At 68.5% G+C, this 13,115-nt stretch carries 12 protein-coding genes; 4 read left to right on the forward strand and 8 right to left on the reverse strand.

Translation table 11 applies throughout. From position 1 onward, the window contains the following. Window position 1: 1 nt before the first annotated feature. Window positions 2–1,036, forward strand: coding sequence for a GNAT family N-acetyltransferase (locus HDC37_RS14240; RefSeq protein WP_179561059.1), 1,035 nt, complete (start codon window positions 2–4; stop codon window positions 1,034–1,036). 216 nt (window positions 1,037–1,252) lie between these two features. Continuing rightward, window positions 1,253–2,872, forward strand: a complete 1,620-nt coding sequence (locus HDC37_RS14245; RefSeq protein ID WP_179561060.1) for an SPFH domain-containing protein — start codon at window positions 1,253–1,255, stop codon at window positions 2,870–2,872. A gap of 22 nt (window positions 2,873–2,894) precedes the next feature. Here HDC37_RS14245 and HDC37_RS17305 read toward each other — a convergent pair whose 3' ends face one another. Continuing rightward, window positions 2,895–3,023 carry a hypothetical protein gene (locus HDC37_RS17305; RefSeq protein WP_257021530.1) on the reverse strand — a complete coding sequence of 43 codons (129 nt, stop codon included), beginning with the start codon at window positions 3,021–3,023 and terminating at the stop codon, window positions 2,895–2,897. Window positions 3,024–3,248: 225 nt separating this feature from the next. Next, window positions 3,249–3,830, reverse strand: a complete 582-nt coding sequence (locus HDC37_RS14250) for a TetR/AcrR family transcriptional regulator (protein WP_179561061.1) — start codon at window positions 3,828–3,830, stop codon at window positions 3,249–3,251. 161 nt (window positions 3,831–3,991) lie between these two features. Between HDC37_RS14250 and HDC37_RS14255 the strand changes: the two genes are divergently transcribed. Together HDC37_RS14255 and HDC37_RS14260 are read left to right on the forward strand one after the other, a co-directional pair. After that, entirely contained in the window at window positions 3,992–4,819 is an 828-nt protein-coding gene (locus HDC37_RS14255; protein ID WP_179561062.1) for an alpha/beta fold hydrolase, read from the forward strand. Window positions 4,820–4,945: 126 nt separating this feature from the next. Then, a complete protein-coding gene (locus tag HDC37_RS14260) occupies window positions 4,946–5,755 on the forward strand; it encodes an SDR family oxidoreductase (RefSeq protein ID WP_179561063.1) in 810 nt (269 codons plus the stop codon). A gap of 186 nt (window positions 5,756–5,941) precedes the next feature. Here the strand turns inward: HDC37_RS14260 and HDC37_RS14265 are convergent, their stop codons facing one another. The 6 genes from HDC37_RS14265 to HDC37_RS14290 all read right to left on the reverse strand — a co-directional run bounded on the left by HDC37_RS14265 (window position 5,942) and on the right by HDC37_RS14290 (window position 12,742). Next, window positions 5,942–6,871: an NAD(P)/FAD-dependent oxidoreductase gene (locus HDC37_RS14265; protein WP_179561064.1), complete on the reverse strand. Its 930-nt coding sequence runs from the start codon at window positions 6,869–6,871 to the stop codon at window positions 5,942–5,944. A 93-nt stretch (window positions 6,872–6,964) separates the two neighbouring features. After that, window positions 6,965–9,643 carry a hypothetical protein gene (locus tag HDC37_RS14270; RefSeq protein ID WP_179561065.1) on the reverse strand — a complete coding sequence of 893 codons (2,679 nt, stop codon included), beginning with the start codon at window positions 9,641–9,643 and terminating at the stop codon, window positions 6,965–6,967. A gap of 132 nt (window positions 9,644–9,775) precedes the next feature. Further along, the gene (locus HDC37_RS14275; RefSeq protein ID WP_179561066.1) at window positions 9,776–10,270 is read right to left on the reverse strand and encodes a GNAT family N-acetyltransferase; all 495 of its coding nucleotides are present in this window, start codon (window positions 10,268–10,270) and stop codon (window positions 9,776–9,778) included. A gap of 222 nt (window positions 10,271–10,492) precedes the next feature. Beyond that, window positions 10,493–11,389, reverse strand: a complete 897-nt coding sequence (locus HDC37_RS14280) for an NAD(P)H-binding protein (protein WP_179561067.1) — start codon at window positions 11,387–11,389, stop codon at window positions 10,493–10,495. 352 nt (window positions 11,390–11,741) lie between these two features. Then, a complete protein-coding gene (locus HDC37_RS14285; RefSeq protein WP_179561311.1) occupies window positions 11,742–12,407 on the reverse strand; it encodes a cation transporter in 666 nt (221 codons plus the stop codon). Beyond that, window positions 12,404–12,742: a helix-turn-helix transcriptional regulator gene (locus tag HDC37_RS14290; RefSeq protein ID WP_179561068.1), complete on the reverse strand. Its 339-nt coding sequence runs from the start codon at window positions 12,740–12,742 to the stop codon at window positions 12,404–12,406. The genes HDC37_RS14285 and HDC37_RS14290 overlap by 4 nt, the downstream gene beginning before the upstream one ends. Between the last annotated feature and the right edge of the window lie 373 nt (window positions 12,743–13,115).

Consider the following 13,115-nt stretch of genomic DNA (forward strand, 5'->3'; position numbering starts at 1 on the left):
CGTGAGCGCGGACAGCACGGTCGAACCCCGATCCGGTGACAGTGGCGAGCCGGTGCTGCCGCAGCATCCGGATGTCGCCCTGTGGCGGACGGCCACCCGCGCGGATATCGACGCCCTCCACGGTGTCTTCGCTGCCGCGGACGCCGTCGACCATCCCACCTGGATCACGCCGCGCGAGGAGGTGGCCGACACCTTCGACCTCCCCCACATCGACCATGCGCGCGACACCCTCATCGGATTCTCCGAGGACGGCCGCGCGATCGCGGCCGGCAGCTCGTTCCTCCATCCGTCGCGCAGCGAGAAGCTCAGCGTCCACCTGGCCGGATCCGTGCACCCCGCCTGGCGGCGGCGCGGCATCGGCCGGGAGCTGTTCGCGTGGCAGAACGCGCGAGCCGAGCAGCAGGTCGCGGAGGCCGCGGCCGGCGCCGAGACGCTCCCGGTCGAACTGAAGACCTACGCCGAAGCCGTCAACGTCGGACATCAGACACTCGCCGAGGCGTTCGGGTTCGCTGCGGAGCGGTGGTTCGCGACAATGGTGCGTCCGCGTTCCGAGGTGCCTGCGGTCGCGGCGCCGGAGGGCGTCGAGGTCGTCGCGTACACGAGCGACCGGGAGGAGGATGCACGCGAGGCGCGCAACGATGCGTTCCGCGACCACTGGGGAAGCCTTCCGTCCACCTCCGAAGGATGGGGGAAGTTCGTCGGCAGCGAGTTCTTCCGCGGCGACCTCTCCCGGCTCGTCGTCGACGGCACCGGACGGATCATCGCCTTCTGCCTCGTCACTGTGAATCACGACGACTGGGAGGCCCGGGGGCGCAGCAACGCCTACATCGACCTCATCGGCGTCGTGCGCGATCGGCGGCGGCAGGGGCTGGCGCCGCTCGTCATCGCCCACGCGTTGCAGGCGATCGCCGACGCCGACATCGACGAGGCCATCCTCGACGTCGACACCGAGAGCCCGACCGGCGCGAACACGCTCTACTCCGGCCTCGGCTTCGTGGCGGAGGAGCGCTCGGTCGCACTCGTGCGGCGCCCGTAGCGGTCGAAGCCGCCCGCCTCCTCCTCCGAGATCGGACCCAAGAGCCGTCGGCGCGGGCGACCACGGCGAGAGAGGACGACGGCCGACCCTCCCGCCATCGTGGCGGTCCTCACAGGCGAGAACCAGGATCGATGGGTTTCTGGCAGGCTGGGGCGGGGCGCGGGGGGAACCGACGCTCGGCACGACCGAACTCACACACGCAAGGGGAAACCATTCATGGAGATCGCCGGAGTCGTCGGCATCCTGATCATCGTCGGTATCGCGGTCGTCGCCGCGGTCGTCATCGGCCTGGTCGCACTGCTGTTCGCACGTAGCTGGATCAAGGTGGCCCGCGCCGACGAGGCACTGGTCATATCGGGTCGCAAGCAGAAGGTGCAGAGCACGGTGCTGGCCGCCGACGGCACCAGCTCGTCGGAGATGTCGGAGTCGCCCGTCACGGTGATCGTCAACGGCAAGTCGCTCGTCAACCCCATCACCCAGCGCCACGAGATCATCTCGCTGCGCTCGCGCCAGGTGTCGCTGAACGCCGAGGCGCAGTCGCTCGACAACGTCACGCTCAACGTCGACGGGGTGGCGATCGTCAAGATCGGCTCCGACCCGCTGTTCGTGCGGCGCGCCGCGGAGCGGTTCGCGTCGCAGGACGCCGCGATCGAGCAGTTCACCACCGAGCAGCTCGAGGGCGCGCTGCGAGGCATCGTCGCGACCCTGTCGGTCGTGGAGCTCATGCGCGAGCGCAAGAAGTTCTCCGACCAGATCGCCGCCGACGTCTCGCATGAGCTCGCCGAGCAGGGGCTCATCCTCGACTCGTTCCAGATCAAGGGCATCACCGACTCGGTCGGGTACATCCGGTCGCTCGGTGCTCCGGAGATCCAGGCGAAGCGCCAGGCGGCCGAGATCGCGCAGACCAACGCCGACCGCGCGATCAACCAGAAGATCATCACCAACCAGGAGGCGAACCTCGTCGAGCAGACCGCGCTCGACACCAACACCGCCAACGCCGCCGCGGGGGTCGGTCGTGCCCGGGCCGAGGCCGAGCAGGCCGAGCAGCTCGCGCGCGCCCAGGCCGAGCAGGCGGTTCTACAGCAGCAGGCCGAGAACAAGCAGGCCCAGCTCGACGCCGACGTCAAGCGCGTCGCCGACGCGCAGCGGTACGAGGCCGAGACCCGGGCGCAAGCCGAGCTCTACACTCGCGAGCGCTCAGCCGAGGCCGCGGCGATCGAACAGGTGAAGCAGGCCGAGGCGCGCACGCGCATCGCCGAGCAGCAGGCGCAGGCCGACCGCGCCCGCGCGGCCGGTGAGGCCGCGGCCGCCGAGGCGAAGGCCACCGGTGAGGCCAACGCCCTTCGCGCCCAGGCCGACGCCGAAGCGACGGCGCGTCGCCTGCGGTCGCAGGCAGAGGCCGACGCGATCCGGGCTGAGGGTGAGGCGCGCGCCGCAGCCGTGCAAGCCGAGGCCGAGGCCATCGCCTCGAACCAGGAGGCCCTGCTGTCGCAGCGCACACTCGAAATTCTGCCCTCGATCATGTCCGAGTTCGCCAAGGGCTACTCCACGATCGGCAACGTCTCGATCATCGGCAGCTCGGGCGCCGACGGTGCCTCGGATGTCGTCGGCGGCGACAGCGCCAAGGCGCTGCGGTCGGTCTTCGACAGCGTCGAGTCGGCCACCGGGCTCGACCTCGCCGGCATCATCCAGGGTCAGGCCGTCGGCCGCGGGATCGGGGCGGGGATGGCGGGAGCGGGTGCCCCCGCGCAGACCGTGACCCGCGAGCGCCCGCGCGCGACTCGGGAACCCGCCACCGACACCGCGGACGCATCAGGTGACGCGACGAAGGACTGATCGCTGCTGAGCGGGCCGGCGGTCATAGGCACGGGTCGGGCTCGGGGAGGGTCCAAATGGGCTTCCGGCGGAAGAACGCTCTCGTGAGGGCGATGGCGAGAACGAAGGCGGGCACGATCCCGGCGACCGTGACCGCCAGGGCGCTGCTCACTTGAACTCCGTGGTTGCCGAGGAGGATCACCGGTCGTGGCCGATGACAGCCCGACCATGAGGCTCCAGATCGCGACGGTCGCGGCCAGGACGACAGCGACCCGCCACATGGTGCCCATGCGTGGTCCTCGCGTGTGGGTAGCGGTTGCCATGCTCGACCGTAGCGCTCGTCCCCCCACGGGACGAGCGCTGCGAGGTGAGCGCGTCGCCGGTCGCGAGCGAACTCTCAGCGGGCCATCGCCGCGTCGATCAGAACCTCGGCCGCGGCACGGGCTTCCGCGGCGACCTCCGGGCGGCCTTCGATCGCGGCCGTCGTCTGCGCCCCTTCCGCCAGGAGCGCGAGCTGGGTCACGAGATAGGTCGGGGCCCCCAGTTCGGCGACCAATCGCGACAGGTGGTCATGGAAGGCCTGCTTCTGTGTCCGCGCAGCCAGGGCGACATCGGATGACGTCCCGCCGAGCTCGCCGAACGCGTTGATGAACGCGCACCCGCGAAAGTCGTCCTGCCGGAACCATTCATCCAGGAAGTCGTACACCGCAAGCAGCTTCCCCCGGGGAGTCTCGGCAGCGGCGGTCACCGCGGTGATGGAGGAGTTCCAGCTCTCCGCGCGCTTGCGCAAGATCTCGAGGACGAGAGCCTCCTTGGAAGGGAAGCACGCGTACAGCCGCTTCAGCGGAACTCCCGAGGCGGAACGCACAGCGTCCATCCCCACTGCCTGGATCCCTCGGCCGTAGAAGAGCTGATCGGCCGCCTCGAGGATCCTCGCCCTGTCGTCGCGCTCCTGTTCCCTCCGCGTGTCGGTCTGCATCCACTCCTCCTTTTCTTCCGATCAGTCGCTGCAATCTGAGAACGGACGTTCTCACGATAGCAAAGCGATGTCGGAGAGCGCACTTGCGCTGAGAACGATCGTTCTCTACAGTGAGAGCCAACATGAGAACGATCGTTCTCAGTCTGAGGAGAGGAAACGAAATGGGCTACGTCACCGTCGGCCAGGAGAACTCGACGCCGATCGAGCTGTACTACGAGGACCACGGCAGCGGCCAGCCGGTCGTACTGATCCACGGATACCCGCTGGATGGCAGTTCGTGGGAGAAGCAGACCCGCGAGCTGCTCGACCTCGGCTACCGGGTCATCACCTACGACCGTCGCGGGTTCGGCCGGTCCAGCAAGGTCACCAGCGGATACGACTACGACACGTTCGCCGACGACCTCAGCGTCGTCCTCGACACGCTCGATCTCACCGACGTCATCCTGGTCGGGTTTTCGATGGGCACGGGCGAGCTCGGCCGCTACACGACGCGTCACGGCTCCGACCGTGTCGCCAAATACGCGTTCCTCGCCTCCGTCGAGCCCGGAATGCTCGGTCAAGGCGTGCCGCAGGCGCAGTTCGACCAGATCGCGGCGACGGCCAAGGCGGATCGATTCGCATGGTTCACCGCGTTCTACACGGACTTCTACAACCTCGACGACACCCTGGGTACGCGCATCAGCGAGGAGGCCGTGACGGCGAGCTGGAACACGGCCAGCACCAGTGCGCCGATCGCGGCGTACGCCGTGGTTCCGTCGTGGATCGAGGACTTCACCGGTGACGTCGCCGCGGTACGAGCCACCGGCAAGCCCGCACTCATCGCCCACGGCACGTCCGACAACATCCTCCCCATCGAGGCGACCGGACGCCCGTTCCACACCGCGTTCCCCGAAGCGGAGTATGTCGAGATCGACGGTGCTCCCCACGGCATGCTGTGGACGCACGCCGACGAGGTCAACGCGGTGCTTCTTCCCTTCATCCAGAAGTGAAAGGTGGGCGCGCGTCGCGACCACGGCGAGCGCGCCCACCCCGTCCCGGCGGGCGCGTCGTTAGCGACGCAGCCCGCCGGGCGCAAGGCCCCCCCGCGGTGGCGTCGAGAGGCCTACCGTCGGACCATGACTGACACTCTCACTCCTCGGCATGCCATCGTCACCGCCTCCGACTCCGGCATCGGCGCAGCGACCGCCATCGCTCTCGCCGAGGCGGGCCTGGATGTCGGCATCACCTGGCACTCCGATAAGGACGGAGCCGAGAACACCGCCGAAGAGGTGCGCGCCCGCGGCTCCCGCGCGGTCGTGACGCAGTTCGACGCGACCGATCTCGACGGAGCCGCAGCGGTCATCGATGCGCTGGCCGACGAGCTCGGCGGTGTGGACGTGTTCGTCAACAACGCCGGTGGCGGATCGGGGGGCCCGTTCCTCGACCTCGATGTCGACGCCTGGCGGAAGGACGTTCTGCTCAACCTCGACGGCGCGTTCGTCGGGATGCAGGCTGCCGCGCGCCGGATGGTCGCGGCCGGCCGTGGTGGACGGATCATCGCCATCACCAGCGTGCACGAGCATCAGCCTCGCGTGGGAAGTGCCGCGTACGTTGCGTCGAAGCACGGGCTGGGCGGTCTCGTGAAGACCATGGCGCAGGAGCTCGGCGAGCACGGCATCACCGTGAACGCTCTCGGCCCGGGCGAGATCGCCACGCCCATGAACGACATGGACGCTGAAGAGGCCGAGAAGACGCATCGCCCCGGCATCCCTCTCGGCCGTCCGGGCCGCCCGGAAGAGATCGCGGCTGTCGCCGCGTTCCTCGCTTCGCCGGCCGCTTCCTACGTGACAGGGGCCAGCTGGGTCGTCGACGGCGGGATGCTGCAGATGGGACCTCAGGCGGGGTCGCACCTGACTTCCGACGAGTGGCGTCGGGCGGGGAGCTGAGGTCGGGCGGCTTCACCCCTTGCCGATCCGCGGGTCACTGGGTACTGTCGATCTCCCCGACGGAAGGATGTCGATCATGAGAGCCTACGGACGCTGAAGTACCAAAACGAACCCCCGCCCGATGCGATCGAGCGGGGGTTTCGTCGTCGGGTCTCGCGTCGGCGGAACCCCTCACGGGGCATCGACTCACGCGGCGGCGAGCGCACGTCCGAGAGCGTGCCCTGACCCCCAGGCGGTGCGCACGGCTGCGTCCTCGCCCCAGGCGTCGCCGCACGCCGAGAGCCCGGGTGCTCGGAAGAACGGCGCACCCGCGGTTTCGACGGGTCGGGCGAAGGTCCAGCGATGGGCGAAGGTCGCGGCGGGATCGGGCGCGATGCCCAACAGTCGTTGCACAGCGGCCACAACGGGGGAGATCGCGGCCGCCGGGTCGTCCAGATGCAACCGGGCGCGCTCGGCCGTCGTGTGTGCGACCAGCACGGGCGCAGCGTCACCGCGGCGATCACCGTCGTCCGCGATGAACGTCACGTCGGGATCGCCGTGCACGAAGGCGCCCCGCAGGTCGCTCGGCCACTGACGCGTCGGCCATCGCAGTGCAACAGCGATGACGGGCTCCCACGCGAGCTCCACGCCCGGCGCAGTGCCCGTGAGGCGTGCCGCCTGCGGCCCGGGCATGGCGAGCACCACCTCACCGACATCGTCGCCGTCGACGCGATACGGTTCGACGCGCGCCACAGTGTGCTCCTGCCGAACGTCGAGACCTTCGGCAAGATCCAGCGCCAGCGACCGCAGCCCCCGGGGAGCCGCCCAGCGCATCGGCCCTTGCTTGAGCGTCTGCTCCCCGTCGGCGTCGATGACGACGAAGGTGTCCGTCCAGGGGCGAGCAAGGCCTCGCGCTTCCCAGCCGGCGACGACTTCCCGGAAGTCTTCGGACCGGCCCGGCACGAAGTACGACGCGCCGAGATCGACGGCGCGCTTCCAGACGGTGCGACTCGACAGGCGCCCGCCGACGCGGCGACCGCGATCGAGAACGCGCACCGACAGTCCGCCGTCGCTAGCCGCGCGAGCGCACGCGAGCCCGGAGATTCCCCCACCGACCACCATCACGTCCACAGCCATACAGAGATCCTGGCGTGTCCGAGCGACCGGTGGGGCCGCAACTCGAGACTCGGCGGCCCGCGGAGATTCCGCGCGCAGATGTCCCGATCGGGCTCACCCGACGAAGCGGTAACCCAGCCAGACCTGCACCGCGGTCACGCCGCTCAGATCGAGACCCGGAAGCTGGTCGTCGGGGATGCTCAGCTCCCAGTCCCCCGCGAGCCCGCGACCCCAGAACCGCAGGGTGGTCGGAGCCGTCAGCGGCGGATCCGGCACGAATCCCGGATCGGCCGGCAGTGTCGTCAGAATCGCTTTGCGGGTGCTCGTCCGCGGGGCAAGGACCTGCACCTGCACCGATCCGTCGCCGTCGGGGCGACGCTGAGCGTACTGCGCCCCGTGGCGCAGCTGACACGACACCTCTCCGTTCGGATGGGTCGCCCCGACCAGAGCGATCCGCACCCCCACGACCTTCGCGTCGTACCTGCCGTCGGGGATGTCGTCGACGTCGACCCGGAACGCCAGGCGCTTCGTCGCCCTGAGAGTCTCGACTTCCAGACTGTCCGCCTCGAAAGTCAGTCGCAGCTGATCGTGATCGGGCGGCGTGTCGAAGTACGACGTGTAGTCGCCCTGTATCGCGATCGGCTGCATCAGGCCGCTCCAGGATGCCTTCAATGCAGCGACCAGCTCCGCCTCGGTGTGCCGGCCCTCACGGTAGCGGCGCACGAAGTCGGGATCGAGCATCCCGGTAGCGAGGTCAAGGTGCGCACCTTCGTCTTCCAGGGTGTAGATCTCCACCGCGCGCTGCGCGCGGAACGCCAGCCCGAGCAGGGTCGTTGCGGCCGCCTGCGCCGTAGCCACGGAGAGGCCGCCGGCGGCTTTCAGCGTGCCGGCATCGGCGGTCGAGTCGTCACGGAGCGCGGCCGCCCGCGCGATGATCACGTCGGCCCGGGCGATCTGATTCTCGACGGCGGCCACGCGCTGACCGGCCAGTCCCGCGCGGCGCCGGGCGAGCAGCAGCTCGTGCGTCAGTTCGGCACCGCGACGCACGAGGTCGACGTACCGCGCGTTGTCGGAAGTCCGGCTGGCCGTCAGCTTCTCGATCACCGAGACGAAGTTCATGATGCTCTTCGCGCCCTGGGCGACAGCATCCATCTCCTTCTTGCCGATCTTCTGGTAAGCCTTCTTGATCTTCTCGACGTCTGCCTCACTGCCCTGCATCACGGCCTTCACGATGTCGGGGCCCTCGTCGAGCGCGATGTCGGCGAGGCTCACCACCGCGGGCACCAGGGTCACGAGGCTCGCGCCTGCCGTGGGGATCGCCGCGATCACCCCGACCACCGCCGCGGCCACCTGCGCGACAGTGCCGAAGAAGCCGTCCGATTCGAGCGCGGCCTGCTCCATGCGCTCCATCTCAGCGGTGATGTCGGCGCTGGCCTGATCGAGGCGCCGCTGAGCGTGCTCGATCTCGACGGTCGCCAGCTGCTCCTCGGTGCGAGCGATGGCTCGCTGATCGACCGCGGCGTCTCTCGCGGACGCTGTCTGCAGGCCCATCAGCTCGGCGAACGTTGCGAGGTGGGCGAGTGTGAGCGCGTTGACGAGGTCCTGCGTACCGCTGGTCAGGAAGTTCAGCGCGAGCCCGCCGAAGCCGGTGTAGGCGCTGATGTACTCAGTGAAGCTCGGGAGCACGTCCAGGTGGGGATCGAGGCCGAGAGCGTTGACGCCGCTTTCGAGCTGCTTCTGCAGCGCGAGGGCTTTCGGGTTCATCGGCTGCAGCTCGAGAGCGCGCTGGAACTCCGCCGCCGCGCGCTCGGAGCAGTCGGTCCGGTCGGGGATGTCGTCGTTGTGCCGGTGATACAGGTACTCGCCAACCCCCGCGCGGAACTGCGCCCAGTCGTCGGCGTGTGCGCCGAGAAGGGGGCGGAGTCCGGCGGCGAACTCCTCCTCGCCCAGGATGCTCTGGGTCACAGCGCCGCTTGCTCCCCAGCTGCCCTCCGCGCCATTCGGAGCGGTGCTGCTACCGTCTCCCTCGGCGGGGGCGAACATCCCCCCGGTGCCGCCGTATCCGCCCGGCTGACCTGCGCCGCCGGCCGCATCGAGCACCGGCGCAGTGTCATCGGCGATGCTCGTGAAGGCGATGGTGCCACCGGGTCCGCCGGAGCCGCCGGTGCCTCCCCACCCGCCCCGGCCGCCGGGGATGCCGGGAACAGGGACGGGCGGGTGGTACACCTCGTGGGTGGCGAAGTCGGACAGGTCGTCCGGCGTCGAGTCGACGACCTCGGTGTAGCCGGCGATCTCGCCGTCCGGAGTGCCGCCGGCCCCGTTGCCGCCGTTTCCTGCCGTACCGCCGTGCCCGCCCCGGACGCTGATCTGCACATTGATCGAGCGCCGGCAGTAGACGGTGACGGTGCCGCCGGGTCCACCGGTACCGCCCGCACCGCCCGAGTCCCCACCCGCTCCGGGACCTCGCCCATCCGCGCCGGATGCACCTCCAGCACCGGGGACCCCCGACGCATCGATCCCGCCCCCGGTGCCGTCGTAGACGTCGGCGACGATGACGATCGGGCGCTCGACTCTGAGGGTTTGTGCGTGACGCACCACACGGCCGAGGAGGAAGACTGGACCGCTGCCCCTCTTCAGGCTGCAGAACGTTTGGACCGTGTCATCGATGACGAGCTCGTCGCGGATGTACGGGTAGTCGCCGGTCAGGGCTACCGGCAGATCGGCATCGGCCGGCGACGCGAGCCGGCCGACGGCCGGACTGTCGCTGACCAGATGGGTGTCGAACTCGGGCATGGCGGACCTCGTCTCGTGGGTGCGTTGTGTGGTGAGAGGTGTGACCGAGCTGTCAGATACAGCCACTGTCGAGGAGAGCCGATTCCGCAGCCCTCACGGCATGGAGTCGGTCGCCCGTCCTCTCCCACACGGCTATCGCAGCATCCGCGCGTCGGTGATCAACGGAGCGTGAGGGTCGACCTGTTCGACGCCGTCGAAACGGAACCCGTTGCGGAGATAGAAGGCCGTCGCGCGCGGATTCTCTTTGGCCACCCAGAGCATCGCCGGGCCATCCCCCAGCGCCTCGTCCAGCAGCGCCTGACCGATTCCGGTCCCGTACTGCGCCGCCCGAACGTAGATCGCGTAGAGGAGACGCTCACGAGGCGCCCGCTCGCCGTTGACGCCCTCACCCGGCCCCACCCAAGCGAATCCCACGATCTCGCCGCCGGCCTCAGCTACTCGAACGCGCATGTCGTCACGCGGGTAAGTCAGGACGTGCTGCCACATCCGGTGACGAGCCGTGACGTACTCCTCCGAGAAGTGATCCTCGGGAAGCAGATCGGAGTACGCCTCCTTCCACGCCGCGACGTGAACATCGGCGATCGCAGACGCCTCTCCCGAGCGCGGCTCCCTGATCGTGAATGCCATCCGCCAATGCTGTCAGAGCTCGCGGCGCTCGATCGAGGCGTCCAGATGGACGCCTCGCGGGCATTCGCCCCGCGAAATCGACAAGCCCGAGCGGACCCTACGTCGGTGGTGTAGGGACCGCCGACAAACGTCCAGATCGGGCCGTTCTTCCGGGGCATATGTCCTCGGATCGCCGTCCCGATTTCAATGGCCAGGACCGTGTGGAGGCTGCTCGCCAGATGCTCAAGCAGTCCGGAAGGCGTCGCAGTTCTCCCGTGCCCAGGCGTCGAAGCTACGCAATGATCGGCCGAGGAGACGCGCCGCCTCCCCCTCGTGCGCATCGACATGCTCGAGAAACCACCCCGTCGTGTCGAGGACGTAAGCGGCCTCATCATCCTCTAGTCCTTGGGATGTGAGGTACAGGAGGCCGTCGTCTCGCGACAGGTCCCGTAGCTCGACAGCCTGGCCTGTTGCTCGGATGACCGCCTCCACCCGATCGGCCTCGCTCAGCCCGTACCCGGTCGCGTGGATCCGCTTGCCGACGAAGTCACGGTCAAACAGCGCGAGCCGGAGCACGTCGGCGAGATCGCGCTCGTCGATCGACGGCAGCCTCGCCATCGCGAACGGGCGCATCACCGGCCCTCCCGCCTGCACTGAATCCCGTAGTGACGGCAAAGCCATGGGATAGCTGGCAGAGATCGCGGTCGCGAAAGGCAGCGAGGGCACGACGTGACACCACGGCAACCCGCACCGTTCGGCAACCACCTCGACCGCGAGCCACTCCCAGTACTCCGGAGGGAAGGCCACCTCGACGTCAGGGCCGTGGGATGAGAGGACGACGACGCGACCCGCCCCACCCGCCGCCGCTAGCTCCAGCGCTCGGTGGACTGTCGCGGGCGACGCCCCTGCCAACAGCAAAGCAGATATCCCCTCAAAAGCCGGCGCGGCGCCCTCGGGCTGAGCCACGTCACCATCGACCAACTCGACACCCTCGGGCCAGACCTCGTTCCGAACGCGGCTCAGCACCCGGACAGCCTGCCCCTTGACGAGCAGTCCCGCCGCCAGTGCACGCGCCACCGGAACGACCGGGATGCGCCCGGGTGCGTCAACCGGAGCAGGAACGGTCAAGAGCACGGTCACTCTTGAGATCATCAGCGACGTGGCCGGCGTGGACAAGGGTGAACGCGAGTTCCGACACCCAGTCGCAAGACGACAGGACCTTTTGACGCGTCACGGCGTGATTGAGAGCATCCGTGAATGATCGAGCGCGGTAGCAGGCTCCGTTGTCAGTGACGATTTCGCTAGATCTTCGTGACTCCGTGCCGGAGCCGGCACTCGCAAGGTCAGCTCGCCAAGGTAGGGCGCTCGCCCGAAACGCCAGATGGAGACTGTAAATTCCGCGTGGAGATGTCCCGGATTGGCGGGCTGAACGACCCTAGATGTCCACGATCGGCGTGCGCGATTCCGAAGAGACATGTCCCAATCGCACGGGTTAGTCGTCGTGGTGGTCGGCGTGGTCTTCGAGGATCATCCCGACCGAGGTTGCGCAGGCATCCCCCCGCCACGCTTCGAGTCCCTCGCGCATGGCGAAGACGGCGATCACGAGGCCGGCGATCGCGTCGACCCACCACCAGCCGAACAGGCTGTTGAGCACGAGCCCGATTAGGACGGCGCCGGAGAGGTAGGTGCAGATGAGGGTCTGTTTGGAGTCCGCGATAGCCGTGGCAGATCCGAGCTCCCGCCCCGCACGGCGTTCGGCGAGCGAGAGAAAGGGCATGATGACAACGCTGAGTGCGGTGATCGCAATCCCCACCGGCGAGTGCTCGGCCTCAACTCGAGCGACAAGCGCGATCAGAGAGCTCGCGGTGACATAGGCCGCGAGGGCGAAAAACGCGATCGCGATGACGCGCAGCGTGCCCTTCTCCCAGCGTTCGGGATCGCGCCGGGTGAACTGCCATGCGACCGCCGCCGCAGAGAGCACTTCGATCGTAGAGTCGAGACCGAAGCCCACCAGTGCTGCCGAGGAGGCGATCGTCCCGGCCGTGATTGCCACGATCGCCTCGACCATGTTGTAGCCGATCGTCGCGAAGACGATCCATCGGATGCGGCGCTGCAGGACGTGCCGGCGGTGATCGGTTGGCGTGTGCGTGGCGCTCATGCGCAGCTGCAGGTCTCGCCGGCGCAGCATCCGGGCTCGACGTAGAGCACGACGCGCAGGAGCTCGTCGAGCGCCGGCGCCAAATGTTGGTCGGCCAGCCGATACCAGGTTCGTCGTCCATCGGGAACTGACTCGACGAGGCCGCACCCACGAAGACACGCGAGCTGGTTCGACATCACCTGCCGTGACACACCCAGCGCATCAGCCAAATCGGACGGGTACGCCGGAGCCTCCCGCAGCGCGAGCAGGACGCCCGCCCGCGTCGGGTCCGAGAGCGCATGACCAAGTCGGGCAAGCGCAGCGGTGTGCGTGACAGTGGCGGTCATCGTCGGCATGACAGCGACAGTACATGAAACGCTGAACTATGTCATTGCCGCGGCCCGCTCGTGTCGAGGCTCTCACCAGCCGGGATAAGGTGGAGTCCGGTCGATCCTTGCGGGGAACGCAGCAGGTGTGAGCCGCTCGAAGGCCGGAGCAAGAACACGGCATGCTGAGTAGCCCGCTTCACGTACCCGCGGAGTTGTGACATCCACCACGACGACCCGCGTGTTCGCGCCGAAGAGTGCCGCTAGTGGCGGCGCGCCCGATCCTTCATCAGGCGCTGAGCCGGACGGAATCGTCCTGCGCCTCACCCGTGTGACACTCGATGCGCTGAGCCCATATTGCACGTGACACATGGGGTCAATGAGGCCCCGCGCATCAGCGAAA

Source organism: Microbacterium sp. AK009 (genome assembly GCF_013410955.1).
Lineage (GTDB): Bacteria > Actinomycetota > Actinomycetes > Actinomycetales > Microbacteriaceae > Microbacterium.

Bases quoted from the DNA above. Each gene is read 5' to 3' on its own strand.
- HDC37_RS14275 (WP_179561066.1), bottom strand. From the start codon at position 10,270: ATGGCATTCACGATCAGGGAGCCGCGCTCGGGAGAGGCGTCTGCGATC.
- HDC37_RS14250 (WP_179561061.1), bottom strand. From the start codon at position 3,830: ATGCAGACCGACACGCGGAGGGAACAGGAGCGCGACGACAGGGCGAGG.
- HDC37_RS14270 (WP_179561065.1), bottom strand. From the start codon at position 9,643: ATGCCCGAGTTCGACACCCATCTGGTCAGCGACAGTCCGGCCGTCGGC.
- HDC37_RS14260 (WP_179561063.1), top strand. From the start codon at position 4,946: ATGACTGACACTCTCACTCCTCGGCATGCCATCGTCACCGCCTCCGAC.
- HDC37_RS14255 (WP_179561062.1), top strand. From the start codon at position 3,992: ATGGGCTACGTCACCGTCGGCCAGGAGAACTCGACGCCGATCGAGCTG.
- HDC37_RS14290 (WP_179561068.1), bottom strand. From the start codon at position 12,742: ATGCCGACGATGACCGCCACTGTCACGCACACCGCTGCGCTTGCCCGA.
- HDC37_RS14265 (WP_179561064.1), bottom strand. From the start codon at position 6,871: ATGGCTGTGGACGTGATGGTGGTCGGTGGGGGAATCTCCGGGCTCGCG.
- HDC37_RS14285 (WP_179561311.1), bottom strand. From the start codon at position 12,407: ATGAGCGCCACGCACACGCCAACCGATCACCGCCGGCACGTCCTGCAG.
- HDC37_RS14245 (WP_179561060.1), top strand. From the start codon at position 1,253: ATGGAGATCGCCGGAGTCGTCGGCATCCTGATCATCGTCGGTATCGCG.